Genomic DNA, 13,535 nt, shown 5'->3' with positions numbered 1-13,535 from the left:
CGGCCACCGCCCCGGCCGCCACCCGGGCCCCCGCTCCGAGGACCGTCCCGGCCGACGCCCCCACCGACGCCGCCGTCCCGCCCCCGCCCCCGCCCTCACAGCCCGCCCCGCGCCCGGCGGAGATCAGCGTTCCGTACGGGAAACAGTCGGGATGCCACCGGGAAACACCGGGCCCGCACCCTTCCGGGTATGAGTACACGGATCGTGGTGGTCGGAGGCGGAACGGCGGGCCTCCGCCTCGCCCAGCGCCTGCCGGTCACCCTCCTCGGCGAGGAGGCGCACGCCCCGTACAACCGGGTGCTGCTCGCCGACGTCCTCGCCGGGCGGTACGCCCCCGAGGTCGCCGCCCTGCCCGAGCCGCGCGAGCCGGTGCGCCGCGGGGTGCGGGTGGTGGGGATCGACCGGGCGGCCCGGACGGTCGAGTGCTCCGACGGGGAGCGCGTCGGCTACGACCGGCTGGTCCTGGCCACCGGCTCCAACCCGGTGCTGCCGCCGCTGCGCGGACTGCGCGGGGCGGAGCTCCCGGAGGGCGTGCACTCCTTCCGCACCCTCGACGACTGCCTCGCCCTGCGGGAGGCCGTCCGGCCCGGGGTGCGGGCGGTCGTCATCGGCGGCGGCCTCCTCGGGGTCTCGGCGGCGCGGGCGCTGGCCGCCCTGGGCGCCGAGGTGGTCCTCACCCAGCAGGGCGAGGGCCTGATGGAGCGCCACCTGGACCCGCGCGCCTCCGCGCTGCTGCGGGAGCACCTGGACGGGCTCGGCGTCGAGACCCACACCGAGTGCCGGGTCAGCGGCCTGCGGCAGCGGGACGGGGCGGTGACGGCGGTCGAGCTGGCCGACGGCTTCGTCCTCGACGCGCAGGTCGTCGTCCTGGCCTGCGGGGTGCGCCCCCGGGTGGCGCTGGCCCGCGAGGCGGGGCTCGACGTGCGCGGCGGCATCGTCGTCGACGACGAGCTGCGCACCTCGGACCCGTACATCCACGCGATCGGCGACTGCGCCGAGCACGACGGCCGGGTCTACGGCCTGGCGGGCCCGGCCCTGGAGCAGGCGGACGTCCTCGCGGACGTGCTGTCCGGCGCCGCCGGGCCCCGCTACACCGGCACCCGGGCCCTCACCCGGCTCACCCTCGGCGGGGCACAGCCGCTGGACCTCGCCGCCTTCGGCGAGGCCACCCCGCGTCCGGGCGACGACGTCGTCCAGCTGACCGACGCGACCAAGGGCGCCTACCGCAAGGTCGTCGTCCGCGACAACCGGCTCGTCGGGGGCGTCCTCCTCGGCGATCTGGCCGCGGTCGGCGCGCTCGCCCGGGCCTGGGAGGGCGACGAAGCCCTCCCGGAGGCCCCTCTGCTGCACCTGCTCACCCACGACGGAGGCTCCTCATGACCACCCCCACCATCGTCCTGGTCGGCCACGGAATGGTCGGCCAGCGGTTCCTGGAGGCGCTCGCCGACCGGGGCGTCACCGAGCGGGCCCGGATCGTGGTCCTCTGCGAGGAGCCGCGCCCCGCCTACGACCGCGTCCAGCTGACCTCGTACTTCTCCGGGAAGACGCCCGACGACCTGTCGATGGTCGAGGACGGCTTCATGGAGCGGCACGGCATCGAACTGCACACGGACGAGCCCGTCGTGAGCGTGGACCGGGCGGCGCGGACGGTGACCGGCCGGTCGGGGCGGGTCGTCGCCTACGACCACCTGGTCCTCGCCACCGGCTCGTACCCCTTCGTGCCGCCGGTGCCCGGCAAGGACGCCACCGGCTGCTTCGTCTACCGGACCATCGAGGACCTCCTCGCGATCGAGGAGTACGCGAAGACGGCGACGACGGGCGCGGTGGTCGGCGGCGGTCTGCTCGGCCTGGAGGCGGCCGGCGCGCTCAAGGGCCTCGGACTGGCCACGCACATCGTGGAGTTCGCGCCCCGGCTGATGCCGGTGCAGGTCGACGAGGGCGGCGGCGCGGCGCTGCTGCGGACGATCGAGCAGATGGGGCTGACCGTGCACACCGGCACGGGCACCCAGGAGGTCGTGACCGCCGACGGGGCCGTGACCGGCATGAAGCTGTCGGACGGCTCCGAACTCGCCACCGACCTGGTGGTGTTCTCGGCGGGCGTGCGGCCCCGGGACCAGCTGGCGCGCGACTGCGGGCTCGACGTGGGCGAGCGCGGCGGCATCGCCGTGGACGAGCTGTGCCGCACCTCCGACCCCGCGGTCTTCGCGATCGGCGAGTGCGCGCTCGCCTCGGACGGGCGGGTCTACGGCCTGGTGGCGCCGGGCTACGAGATGGCGCAGACGGTGGCCGCGGTGCTCGCCGAGGAGGCGGACGGCTCCACCGGCTTCACCGGCGCCGACCTGTCGACCAAGCTGAAGCTGCTCGGGGTGGACGTGGCCTCCTTCGGCGACGCGCACGGCGCCGCCGAGGGCTGCCTCGACGTCGTCTACTCCGACTCCCGCGCGGGCGTCTACAAGAAGCTGGTGGTGGACGCCGAGGGCCGGCTGCTCGGCGGCGTCCTGGTCGGCGACGCCGACTCGTACGGCCTGCTGCGTCCGCTGACCGGCACCAGGCCGCCGGTCTCCCCCGAGCAGCTGGTCCTCCCGGCGGGCGCCGGGGCGCCGGTGGCGCTCGGCCCGTCGGCGCTGCCGGACGACGCCGTCATCTGCTCCTGCCACAACGTCACCAAGCACGCGATCTCCCAGTGCGCCTCGCTGCCCGAGGTGAAGAAGTGCACCAAGGCCGGCACCGGCTGCGGCAGTTGCGTGAAGGTCATCGAGAAGCTGCTGCCGAAGGCGGCCGACAAGGGCCTGTGCGGCTGCTTCTCCTACACCCGCAGCGAGCTGTACGAGATCGCCCGCACCCTGCGGGTGACCTCCTTCGCCTCCCTGCTGGACTCGCACGGCCGGGAGGGCGCGAAGGGCGGCGAGGGCTGCGAGGTGTGCAAGCCGACCGTCGGATCCGTCCTGGCCTCGCTCGCGCCGACGATCGGTCTGGGCGGCTACATCCTCGACGGCGAGCAGGCCGCCCTCCAGGACACCAACGACCACCACCTGGCCAACCTCCAGCGCAACGGCTCCTACTCGGTGGTCCCCCGCATCCCCGGCGGCGAGATCACCCCGGAGAAGCTGATCGTGATCGGCGAGGTGGCCCGCGACTACGGCCTCTACACGAAGATCACCGGCGGTCAGCGGATCGACCTCTTCGGCGCCCGCGTCGACCAGCTCCCGGCGATCTGGACCCGCCTCGTGGACGCCGGCTTCGAGTCCGGGCACGCCTACGGCAAGGCCCTGCGCACGGTGAAGTCCTGCGTGGGACAGACCTGGTGCCGCTACGGCGTGCAGGACTCGGTGAAGATGGCGATCCAGCTGGAGCTGCGCTACCGGGGCCTGCGCGCCCCGCACAAGCTGAAGTCGGCGGTCTCGGGCTGCGCCCGCGAGTGCGCCGAGGCGCAGTCGAAGGACTTCGGCGTGATCGCCACGGCGAACGGCTGGAACCTGTACGTGGGCGGCAACGGCGGCGCGACCCCGCGCCACGCGGACCTGCTCGCCCAGGACCTGTCGGACGCCGAACTGGTCCGGCTCATCGACCGGTTCCTGATGTTCTACATCCGGACGGCGGACCGCCTGGAGCGGACGTCGGTGTGGCTGGAGCGCCTGGAGGGCGGGCTCGACCACCTCCGGGACGTGATCGTGAAGGACTCGCTGGGCCTCTGCGACGAGCTGGAGGCGCTGATGGCCGCGCACGTCTCCGACTACCAGGACGAGTGGGCGCAGACCCTGGACGACCCGGAGCGGCTGCGGCGCTTCGTCTCCTTCGTGAACGCGCCGGAGACGCCCGACCCGACGGTGCGGTTCGTCCCCGAGCGGGACCAGATCAAGCCGGACCTCACCATCCTGACGATCGGCACCCTGGAAGGAGCCTCCCGATGACCACGGCGACCCTCGAACTCTCCCCGGCCCCCGACTCCTGGATGACGGTCTGCGAGGAGGCCCGGCTGACCCCGGGCCGGGGCCTGGCGGCGCTGCTGCCGGACGGCCGGCAGGCGGCGGTCTTCCGGGACCGGGCGGGGCGGGCGTACGCGATCGACAACCGCGATCCGTTCACCGGGGCGCAGGTGCTGTCCCGGGGGCTGATCGGCACGGCGGACGGGCGTCCGTACGTGGCCTCGCCGCTCCTGAAGCAGCGCTTCGACCTGGAGACGGGGCGGTGCCTGGACGACGACGAGGTGACGGTGGAGGTCTACCCGGTCCGGACGGTCTAGCTTGACCGGTCGTTCCAGAAAGGCGTAGCCTGCGCGGGTGGCCAGGACCAAGGAATTCGACCCCGAGGCAGCGCTCCGGGCAGCGCTCGACCTGTTCTGGGCGCGCGGCTACGAGGCGACGTCGATGGCGGACCTCGTGGAGCACCTGGGCATCGGCCGGGCCAGCGTCTACGCGACCTTCGGCAACAAGCACGAGCTGTACCTCAAGGCACTGGACCGCTACCTGGAGACCCGGGACCCCCGGCTCGTCGAGGAGCTGTCCGCGCCGGGCCCGGCACTGCCGGGCGTGCGGGCGCTGGTCCGCCGCTTCGCCGCCGAGGCGACGACCGAGGGCGAGCGCCTGAACGGCTGTTTCGTCACCAACTCGGCGGCGGAGCTGGCCCCGCGCGATCCGGCGGTGGCCCGCCGGGTCGAGCTGAGCTGGGAGCAGGTCGAGACCCTGCTGCACGCGGCGCTCACCCGGGCCCGCGCCCAGGGCGAGCTGCCGGCGGACCGCGACCCGCGCGCCCTCTCCCGGATGCTCCTGGTCCTGCTCCAGGGGATGCGGGTGGTGGGCAAGGCGTCGTCGGACCCGGCCAGGGTCCGGGACGCGGCGGAGGAGGCCCTGCGGCTGCTCGGCTGAGCGGCCGCCGGACGGGCGCCCCGGAGGGGGCGCCTTTCTTCGGGGCGGATTCTGGAATGTACGGTCAAGTACACGAGCACGTCGAGACAGCATCAGGCAGAGAACCAGGGGAGTTCCCGTGTCGTCACGTTTCACCGGCCGCGCCGTCCTCGTCACCGGTGCCGGCTCCGGCCTCGGCCGGGAGATCGCCCGCGCCTTCGCCGCCGAGGGCGCGAAGGTGGTGGCCGCGGGGCGCACCGCCGCCGCCCTCGACGCGACCGTGGCCCTGATCGGGGCCGAAGGCGGTACCGCCACCGCCGTCACCGCCGACGTCACCAGCCCCGGCTCCACCCGCGAGCTGGTGCGGCGCACGGTCGCGGCGTACGGGGGGCTCGACGTCGCCGTGAACAACGCCGGGATCTTCCGGGGCGGCCACAGCGCGGCCGACTTCCCCCTCGACGACTGGCGGGCCCTGCTCGACACCAACGTCACCGGCGTCCTGAACGCCCTCCAGGCCGAGGTCGCCCACATGCGGGCGCACGGCGGCGGCGCGATCGTCAACATCTCGTCCAACCTGGGCCCGCACGTCCGGATCCCGGGCGCCTTCGGCTACCAGGTGTCCAAGGCGGCCGTCTCGGCGCTCACCCGCGCCGCGGCCCGGGACCACATCGGCGACGGGGTGCGCATCAACGCGGTCAGCCCGGGCGCCTCGGAGTCCACGATGTCGCTGCTGCCCGGCGAGACGGAGGCCGGGCGGGAGGTCCGGATGAAGGAGCAGTCGCCGCTCGGCCGGATCTCCTCGGCGGCCGAGGTGGCGGCGGCGGTGCTCTACCTCGCCTCGGACGCGGCGGGCTCCGCCGTCGGCACGGACCTGGTGGTCGACGGCGGCGTCTCCGCCTGATCCCCCAAGGGGGGCGCTCAGCCCTCCATCGCGGCCGGGTCCATCCAGAAGACCTCCCAGTGGTGGCCGTCCGGGTCGGCGAAGGAGCGGCCGTACATGAAGCCCATGTCCATCGGCTCCTTCGCCGGGGCGCCGCCCACCGCCAGGGCCCGGTCGGCCAGTTCGTCGGCCTTCTCGCGGCTCTCGGCGTTCAGCGTCAGCAGCACCTGGGTGGTGGCGGAGGCGTCGGCGACCTCCTTGCCGGGGGCGGTGAAGGACAGGAACTTCTCCTCGGTGAGCAGCATGACGAAGATGGTGTCGCTGATCACCACACAGGCCGTGCTGTCGTCGCTGAACTGCGGGTTGATCGTGTACCCGAGCTTCTCGTAGAAGCCGCGGCTCGTGGCGAGGTCCTTCACGGGCAGGTTCACGAAGATCATCTGCGGGGCCATGGCGTGCTCTCTTCTCCGTCGTGCGGTCCGTCGCCCAATCCGTCGCGGTCCGCCGTGTGCTGTCGAGAGGTAGGACGGGCCGGACGGCCCGGACTCATCGCTCTTCGGGGAAGAGTTTTTTTCGCTCAGGCCGCCGCGCGCAGCGTGAGCGCCGCCAGCGGGACGAAGCCGCCGGTGCCGCCGGTGGCCGCCTCGGCCTCCGCGCCGGGGCCGCCCAGCCGCTTCATCATGGAGACGGAGATCCGCTCCCCCGTCGCCTTGGCCCGGTCCGCGAGCGGGCCCCGGTGGAGCCCGTCGACGGCGGCGTGCCACAGCTGGACCCACCGCCCGAAGTGGGCGGGGGTCAGCGGGCGGGCGGAGTGCAGCGCCGCGTGCGGGGCGAAGGCGTCCCGGCCGTAGCCGGCGGTACGGAAGAGGGCGCGCTCCCAGAAGTCCGCGATGCGCGGCAGGTGGACCTCCAGGTCGGTGCCGGCGACCTCGGTGAAGAACGGGCCGATGAGGGGGTCGGCGAAGGCCGCCGTGTAGAAGCGGCGCAGCAGCACGTCGAGGTCGTCGCGGCCGCCGATGTCGGTGAGCTCCCGGGTCTCGCGCATGCGTCCAGTCTGCCCCCACGAAGCGGCCTCCCCCAGTGCCGAAGGTCCCGCCCCGGGAGCCCGCCGGCATCGGCGGCCGCCCTCAGACCCCCGCCCGCTTCCAGCGGCTGAGGGTGTCGGTCGCCCGGTCGTGGGTGAGCCAGGTGCCGTCGCCGAGGCCGCGGGCGCAGCCGGTGACGGGACGGGGGTACGCGACGGGGCCGAGGAGCGCGAGGGTGCGGGCGTCGAGGAGCCAGTGCTCCGCGCCGCCCTCCGGGTCCTCGGCGACGGCGAGGACCGTGCCGGCGTCGGTGAAGCCCGCCGCGTAGTCCCAGCGCCGCTCCCCGCCCAGCTCGTCGGCGTCCCGCTCGGCGAGGACGGTGCCGTCGGGGGCGTGCAGCTGGAGGTCGTGGCAGGAGTGCTCGACGGTCAGGTAGCCGGGGCGGTCGGGGCGGACGTCGAGCAGGATCCGGTCGAGGCCCTCGCCCAGGTCCCGCAGGGACACCCCCGCCCCGTCCCGGCGGGCCCCGTGGAGCAGCACCCCGTCCTGCCCCATGCCGACGCACAGCAGTACGGTCCCGTCACCGGGCAGGGCGAGCTGGTGCGAGCCGGAGGCCACGCTCTCCTCCAGCGGGACGCGGGCGAGCTCCCGCCCGTCCCGGGCGTCGAGCACCACCCAGTGCTCCGTGCCGTCCTCGGCGACGACGTGGGCCCAGACGGCCGTGCCGTCGCCGGACACGAGCACCGAGCCGTGCTCCAGGCCCTCGCAGACCTCCTGCTCGTCGCCGGTGTGCGGGTGGTCCACCACGGGGCCCCAGCAGCCGTGCCGGTGCTCCCAGAGCGGGCGCCCGTCGGCGGCCACCGCGCGGACGGCGCGCTGCCCCGAGAAGACGGCGAGGCCGAGGTCCGGGGCGACCGCGTCGATGCCCCGGTCCCAGCCGGGCCAGGGCGCCGGGAAGGACGCCACGGGGGCGGTCGCACCGGCGAGGAGCGCCGCCGGGTCGTACACCTCCAGGCGGTCGTCCCTCCGCAGCGCGAGGCGGCCGGGCCCGGCCGGGCGGGCGTGCCCGTCCACGAGTCCCGCCGCTCCCGGCAGCCGTACCGATCCGACGCACTCCGCCATGAGGTCCACGGCACGAAACCTAGCGGCCCGCTCCGGCACCGACTCCCCCGCCCCGCAGCCGCCCCCTCCCCGTCACCGGCCGTTGACGCCCAGTCAACTCCAGGCTCCTAGGTTCACTCTCCGCGCGGCCCCGCCGCTGACCGTGCGGCGGGCGGTCACCACACCCCTGGAGAGAACACGTGGAGCGACGCAGTTTCCTGCGCGGAGCGGTCATCGGCACGTCGGCCGCCGCCTTCGGCGGCACCCTGATGGCGGGCGCCGTCCACGCGGCCCCCGCCCAGCCCGGCGCCGGCCCCTACAGCGCCCTCGGCGCGGCGAACGCGAACGGCATCATGCTGCCGGCCGGGTTCACCAGCCGGATCGTCGCCCGCTCGGGACAGACCGTCCCCGGCACCTCGTACACCTGGCACAACGCCCCCGACGGCGGCGCCTGTTACGCCGACGGCACCGGCTGGATCTACGTCTCCAACTCGGAGATCAACCCGGGCGGCGGCGCGAGCGCCCTGCGCTTCGGCGCGACCGGCGCGATCACCGGCGCCTACCGCGTCCTGTCCGACACCCGGCAGAACTGCGCGGGCGGCAGGACCCCGTGGAACACCTGGCTGTCCTGCGAGGAGGTCAGCCTCGGCTACGTCTACGAGACCGACCCGTACGGCGTGAACGCGGCCGTCCGCCGGGACGCCATGGGCCGCTTCAAGCACGAGGCCGCCGCCGCCGACCCGGTCCGCAAGGTGATCTACCTGACCGAGGACGAGACCGACGGCTGCTTCTACCGCTTCGTCCCCACCACCTGGGGGAACCTCTCCTCCGGCACCCTCCAGGTCCTCAAGGCCGGCACGGCCGCCTCCGGCTCCTTCACCTGGCAGAACGTGCCGGACCCGGACGGCTCCCCCACCACCACCCGCACCCAGGTCTCCGGCGCGAAGAGGTTCAGCGGCGGCGAGGGCTGCCACTACGCCGACGACAAGGTCTGGTTCACCACCAAGGGCGACAACCGCCTCTGGCAGCTGAACCTCACGAACAACACCTACGAGCTCGCCTACGACGACTCGCTGGTGCCCGGCGCCGCCGCCCCGCTCACCGGCGTGGACAACGTCACCGGCGCCTCCTCCGGCGACCTGTACATCGCCGAGGACGGCGGCAACATGGAGATCTGCCTGATCACGCCGGACGACACCGTCGCGCCCTTCCTGCGGATCACCGGCCAGTCCGGCTCCGAGATCACCGGACCGGCCTTCTCGCCCGACGGCACGCGGCTGTACTTCTCCAGCCAGCGCGGCACCACGGGCAGCTCCTCGGGCGGCATCACCTACGAGGTGACCGGCCCGTTCCGCGCGTAACAGCGCTCCTCGCCGAGCCGCTGGGCCCCGCCTCCGCCGAGGAGCGCGGCGCCCAGCGGCGTCAGCGTGTGCAGCACCGCGTTCCCGTGCCGCAGGGTGGCCACCAGCCCGGCGTCCCGCAGCACGCCCGCGTGCTGGCTGGCCGAGGCGAGCGAGACCCCGGCCCGGCGGGCCAGCTCGCTCGTCGTCCCGCCGTCCCCTATGGCCCGCAGCACCTCCGCGCGGGTCTGGCCGACCAGCTTCGCCAGCGAGGAGACGCCCGGCGGGCGGACCGTCGGCGCCTCCCCGTGCGTCACCGGGTAGACCAGCACCGGCGGCAGCGCCGGGTCCCGCAGCATCACCGGCGTGCCCCGGCAGAAGTACGAGGGCTGGAGCAGCAGCCCCCGCCCGTGCAGGTGCACGTCCCGGTCGACCGGGTAGGCCGCCTCCAGGACCGGCGCCCGCCAGGTCAGCATCGGCGGCAGCGAGCCGAGCAGCTCCTCCGCGCCGCCGTCCAGGACCGCCCGGCCCCGGCGGGCCCGGTCGGCCTCCACCCGGGCCTGGATGTGCGGCCAGTACGGCTCCACGGCCGCCCGGTGGTAGCTGCGCAGCGCCCCGAGCAGCCGGTCGAAGGGCTCCGGGCCGCCGTCGGCGAGGGCCCGCAGCGAGTGCGGCACGGTGCGGCCGCCCGACCGGTCGGCGGCCAGCAGGGACAGCTCGGAGCGGAGCCGGCCGGGGGCCGTCGCGCGGACCGCCCCGAGCCCGTCGTCGAGACCGTGGAGGCCCTCCGCCGGGGTGAGGAAGTCGGGGAAATAACCGCGGCTCGGAACGAGGGCGGCGAGCAGCCGGGTCTCCCCGCCGAGCCGCGCCCTCGTTTCCGTACGCCACCCGCCGAACACCACCGGGCCGCGCCGGTCCCTTAAACGGTGAAAGCTGAGAATCGTTTCCCACAGGACGTCAGGACGGGCGGCGATCCGCACCCCCGCCAGATCGTCCGCGGTGAAATGAATACGAAGCATGAAGTCCCCACCTGTGCACTCGCAACCACCCCGCGATCGAGTATGCACTCCATCACTGCACGTTACCAGGGTGTTTCAGCCACAGTTGAAAAGCATCGCGGCGGACAGGGCCCACCGGAAATGCTGTGCGGGTCGGGCAGGAAACCTTCAGGACCGAGGTGACGTGGTGAAGACCGTGGGGGGCTTTGCCCGTCCGGCGGCGGTCGGCGAGGGTTGCGGCTCACCTGCCCGACACCAGAAAAAGGACGCGGCCCCCGGGTGGGGATCCGGGGGCCGCGACCGAAACGTCCGCAAACAAAGACGTTCAATTTCCAATAATTCAATGCTGCCGTAATTGCGCATGAATCTGACGTGAAAACGACGGGACGGACACCTCCGCACAAGGTGTCCGTCCCGCCTCTTTCGGATCCGGGACCGCCGTCCGCCGGTGAGGGTTCGGAAGGGATGGCCGACGGCGGCCCCGGGGGCTTCACGGGGCCTCGCGGCCCCTCGGGTCAGCGGCTGTCGCTGCCCTTCGCCTCGGCGGCCGCGCGGCCGGCCTCCAGGCGCGCCACCGGGATCCGGAACGGCGAGCAGGAGACGTAGTCGAGGCCGACCTCGTGGAAGAAGTGCACCGACTCCGGGTCGCCGCCGTGCTCGCCGCAGACGCCGAGCTTGATGTCGGGGCGGGTGGCCCGGCCGGCCTGGACCGCGGAGCGGACCAGGGCGCCGACGCCGTCCTTGTCGATGGTCTCGAAGGGGCTGACGCCGAAGATGCCCTTCTCCAGGTACGCGGTGAAGAAGCTGGCCTCCACGTCGTCGCGGGAGAAGCCCCAGACCGTCTGCGTGAGGTCGTTGGTGCCGAAGGAGAAGAACTCGGCGGCCTCGGCGATCTGGCCGGCGGTGACGGCCGCGCGGGGCAGCTCGATCATGGTGCCGAGCGCCAGCTTCAGCTCCACGCCGGTCTCCGCCACGACCTCGGCGATGACCTTCTCGGCGTCCTCGCGGACGATCTCCAGCTCCTGGACGGTGCCGACGAGCGGGATCATGATCTCGACGCGCGGGTCGCCCTTGGCGTCGATCCGCTGGGCCGCGGCCTCGGCGATCGCCCGGACCTGCATGGTGAACAGGCCGGGGATGACCAGGCCGAGGCGGACGCCGCGCAGACCCAGCATCGGGTTCTGCTCGTGCAGCCGGTGCACGGCCTGGAGCAGGCGCAGGTCGTTCTCGTGCGGCTCCTTGCGGGACTCCGCGAGGGCGACGCGCACCGACAGCTCGGTGATGTCGGGCAGGAACTCGTGCAGCGGCGGGTCGAGCAGGCGGACCGTGACCGGCAGGCCGTCCATCGCCTCGAAGAGCTCGACGAAGTCGGTCTTCTGGAGCGGCAGCAGCGCCTTGAGGGCGTCGTCGCGCTCGGCGTCGGTGTCGGCGAGGATCAGGCGCTCGACGTACTGGCGGCGCTCGCCGAGGAACATGTGCTCGGTGCGGCACAGGCCGATGCCCTGGGCGCCGAAGCGGCGGGCGCGGGAGGCGTCCTCGGCGTTGTCGGCGTTGGCGCGGACGCGCAGCCGGCGGACGCGGTCGGCGTAGGCCATGATCCGGTGGACGGCCTGGACCAGCTCGTCGGCGTCGTCGGCGCCGGCGTGCATGCGGCCCTCGAAGTACTCGACGACCGGGGACGGCACGACGGGTACCTCACCGACGTAGACCTTGCCGGTGGAGCCGTCGATGGAGACGACGTCGCCCTCCTCGATGACCGTGCCGGAGGCGGTGGTCATGCGGCGGCGCTTGGTGTCGACCTCCAGCTCCTCGGCGCCGCAGACACAGGTCTTGCCCATGCCGCGGGCGACGACGGCGGCGTGCGAGGTCTTGCCGCCGCGCGAGGTCAGGATGCCCTCGGCGGCGATCATGCCGTCCAGGTCGTCCGGGTTGGTCTCGCGGCGGATCAGGATGACCTTCTCGCCGGAGCGGGACCACTTGACGGCCGTGTACGAGTCGAAGACGGCCTTGCCGACGGCCGCGCCCGGGGAGGCGGCGATGCCGCGCCCGATCTGCTCGACCTTGGCGTGCTCGTCGAACTTCGGGAACATCAGCTGGGCGAGCTGGGCGCCGGTGACGCGCTGGAGCGCCTCGGCCTCGTCGATCAGGCCCTGGTCCACCAGCTGGGTCGCGATGCGGAAGGCGGCACCGGCGGTGCGCTTGCCGACGCGGGTCTGGAGCATCCAGAGCTGGCCGCGCTCGATGGTGAACTCGATGTCGCAGAGATCCTTGTAGTGGGTCTCCAGCGTCTCCATGATCTGCATGAGCTGGTCGTACGACTTCTTGTCGATCGACTCCAGGTCGGCCAGCGGCACCGTGTTGCGGATGCCGGCGACGACGTCCTCGCCCTGCGCGTTCTGCAGGTAGTCGCCGTAGACGCCCTGGTGGCCGGAGGCGGGGTCGCGGGTGAAGGCGACGCCGGTGCCGGAGTCCGGGCCGAGGTTGCCGAAGACCATGGAGCAGACGTTGACGGCGGTGCCGAGGTCGCCGGGGATGCGCTCCTGACGGCGGTACAGCTTCGCGCGGTCGGTGTTCCAGGAGTTGAAGACGGCCTCGATGGCGAGGTCCATCTGCTCCCGCGGGTCCTGGGGGAAGTCGCGGCCGGTCTCGGCCTTCACGATCTTCTTGAACTGCTTGACGACCTTCTTGAGGTCGGCGGCGTCCAGGTCGGTGTCGCTGGCGGCCTTCTTCGCGGCCTTGACCTCGTCGAGGGCCTCCTCGAAGAGCTCGCCGTCGACGCCGAGGACGGTCTTGCCGAACATCTGGATGAGCCGGCGGTACGAGTCCCAGGCGAAGCGCTCGTTGTCGGCCTGGCGGGCGAGGCCGGCGACGGACTCGTCGGAGAGGCCGATGTTGAGGACCGTGTCCATCATGCCCGGCATGGAGAACTTGGCGCCCGAGCGGACCGAGACGAGCAGCGGGTCGTCGGCCTGGCCGAGCTTCTTGCCCATCTTCCGCTCGAGGGCGTCGAGGTGGGCCGTGACCTCGTCGCGCAGGGCGACGGGCTCCGAGCCGGACTCGAGGTAGACCTTGCACGCCTCGGTGGTGATCGTGAAGCCCGGAGGGACCGGGAGGCCGAGGTTGGTCATCTCGGCGAGGTTGGCCCCCTTGCCACCGAGCAGGTCCTTCAGGTCCCTGTTGCCCTCGGTGAAGTCGTACACGAACTTCTGATCATTGTTTTCCGACACGGGTCTCGACTCCTCGACGACTCGGTTGGCTGCCCTGACGGCGAGGAACATACCCAGATCGAAGGCTTCTGGGGAGGTACGCCTAGCGGACACATGGCCGTAACCACCCGTCCGCCCCCA

General features: G+C 73.2%; 11 protein-coding genes. 6 read left to right on the top strand and 5 right to left on the bottom strand.

The genetic code is table 11. The features are described 5' to 3' along the window. Positions 1–189: 189 nt before the first annotated feature. The 5 genes from ACF1ED_RS20220 (at position 190) to ACF1ED_RS20200 (ending at position 5,745) form a co-directional block, all read left to right on the top strand. On the top strand, positions 190–1,380 hold the full coding sequence (locus ACF1ED_RS20220; RefSeq protein WP_391762242.1) for an NAD(P)/FAD-dependent oxidoreductase: 1,191 nt from the start codon (positions 190–192) through the stop codon (positions 1,378–1,380). Continuing rightward, positions 1,377–3,911 (top strand): nitrite reductase large subunit NirB, encoded by a 2,535-nt coding sequence (nirB, locus tag ACF1ED_RS20215; RefSeq protein ID WP_391762240.1) that lies wholly within the window; start codon positions 1,377–1,379, stop codon positions 3,909–3,911. Before ACF1ED_RS20220 ends, nirB begins: the two co-directional genes overlap by 4 nt. After that, positions 3,908–4,243 carry a nitrite reductase small subunit NirD gene (gene nirD / locus ACF1ED_RS20210; protein WP_391762238.1) on the top strand — a complete coding sequence of 112 codons (336 nt, stop codon included), beginning with the start codon at positions 3,908–3,910 and terminating at the stop codon, positions 4,241–4,243. Before nirB ends, nirD begins: the two co-directional genes overlap by 4 nt. Before the next feature lie 37 nt (positions 4,244–4,280). Then, positions 4,281–4,865 (top strand): TetR/AcrR family transcriptional regulator, encoded by a 585-nt coding sequence (locus ACF1ED_RS20205; protein WP_391762236.1) that lies wholly within the window; start codon positions 4,281–4,283, stop codon positions 4,863–4,865. Between the two features lie 118 nt (positions 4,866–4,983). Further along, entirely contained in the window at positions 4,984–5,745 is a 762-nt protein-coding gene (locus tag ACF1ED_RS20200; protein WP_391762234.1) for an SDR family NAD(P)-dependent oxidoreductase, read from the top strand. Between the two features lie 17 nt (positions 5,746–5,762). Here ACF1ED_RS20200 and ACF1ED_RS20195 read toward each other — a convergent pair whose 3' ends face one another. The 3 genes from ACF1ED_RS20195 to ACF1ED_RS20185 all read right to left on the bottom strand — a co-directional run bounded on the left by ACF1ED_RS20195 (position 5,763) and on the right by ACF1ED_RS20185 (position 7,871). Continuing rightward, complete coding sequence (locus ACF1ED_RS20195; protein ID WP_391762232.1) at positions 5,763–6,176, bottom strand: VOC family protein; 414 nt, start codon at positions 6,174–6,176, stop codon at positions 5,763–5,765. Between the two features lie 125 nt (positions 6,177–6,301). Beyond that, positions 6,302–6,769 (bottom strand): group III truncated hemoglobin, encoded by a 468-nt coding sequence (locus ACF1ED_RS20190; RefSeq protein WP_391762230.1) that lies wholly within the window; start codon positions 6,767–6,769, stop codon positions 6,302–6,304. 82 nt (positions 6,770–6,851) lie between these two features. Further along, positions 6,852–7,871 (bottom strand): hypothetical protein, encoded by a 1,020-nt coding sequence (locus tag ACF1ED_RS20185; RefSeq protein ID WP_391762410.1) that lies wholly within the window; start codon positions 7,869–7,871, stop codon positions 6,852–6,854. A 179-nt stretch (positions 7,872–8,050) separates the two neighbouring features. Here ACF1ED_RS20185 and ACF1ED_RS20180 point away from each other — a divergent pair, with 179 nt between their 5' ends. Continuing rightward, positions 8,051–9,211 carry an alkaline phosphatase PhoX gene (locus ACF1ED_RS20180; protein ID WP_391762228.1) on the top strand — a complete coding sequence of 387 codons (1,161 nt, stop codon included), beginning with the start codon at positions 8,051–8,053 and terminating at the stop codon, positions 9,209–9,211. Here the strand turns inward: ACF1ED_RS20180 and ACF1ED_RS20175 are convergent. Both ACF1ED_RS20175 and ppdK read right to left on the bottom strand, forming a co-directional pair. Next, on the bottom strand, positions 9,181–10,209 hold the full coding sequence (locus ACF1ED_RS20175; protein WP_391762226.1) for an ArsR/SmtB family transcription factor: 1,029 nt from the start codon (positions 10,207–10,209) through the stop codon (positions 9,181–9,183). The genes ACF1ED_RS20180 and ACF1ED_RS20175 overlap by 31 nt on opposite strands. Before the next feature lie 494 nt (positions 10,210–10,703). Further along, positions 10,704–13,415, bottom strand: a complete 2,712-nt coding sequence (ppdK, locus tag ACF1ED_RS20170; protein ID WP_391762224.1) for a pyruvate, phosphate dikinase — start codon at positions 13,413–13,415, stop codon at positions 10,704–10,706. Positions 13,416–13,535 lie beyond the last annotated feature (120 nt).

Source organism: Streptomyces sp. NPDC014656, assembly GCF_043084305.1.
Lineage (GTDB): Bacteria > Actinomycetota > Actinomycetes > Streptomycetales > Streptomycetaceae > Streptomyces.
Note: the sequence above shows the minus strand (reverse complement) of the source record. Positions and strands in the feature narration are given on the sequence as shown.

Excerpts from the sequence above, each read along its gene's own strand:
- ACF1ED_RS20190 (WP_391762230.1), bottom strand. The coding sequence starts at position 6,769 with ATGCGCGAGACCCGGGAGCTCACCGACATCGGCGGCCGCGACGACCTC.
- nirD (WP_391762238.1), top strand. The coding sequence starts at position 3,908 with ATGACCACGGCGACCCTCGAACTCTCCCCGGCCCCCGACTCCTGGATG.
- nirB (WP_391762240.1), top strand. The coding sequence starts at position 1,377 with ATGACCACCCCCACCATCGTCCTGGTCGGCCACGGAATGGTCGGCCAG.
- ACF1ED_RS20185 (WP_391762410.1), bottom strand. The coding sequence starts at position 7,871 with ATGGCGGAGTGCGTCGGATCGGTACGGCTGCCGGGAGCGGCGGGACTC.
- ACF1ED_RS20220 (WP_391762242.1), top strand. The coding sequence starts at position 190 with ATGAGTACACGGATCGTGGTGGTCGGAGGCGGAACGGCGGGCCTCCGC.
- ACF1ED_RS20195 (WP_391762232.1), bottom strand. The coding sequence starts at position 6,176 with ATGGCCCCGCAGATGATCTTCGTGAACCTGCCCGTGAAGGACCTCGCC.
- ACF1ED_RS20175 (WP_391762226.1), bottom strand. The coding sequence starts at position 10,209 with ATGCTTCGTATTCATTTCACCGCGGACGATCTGGCGGGGGTGCGGATC.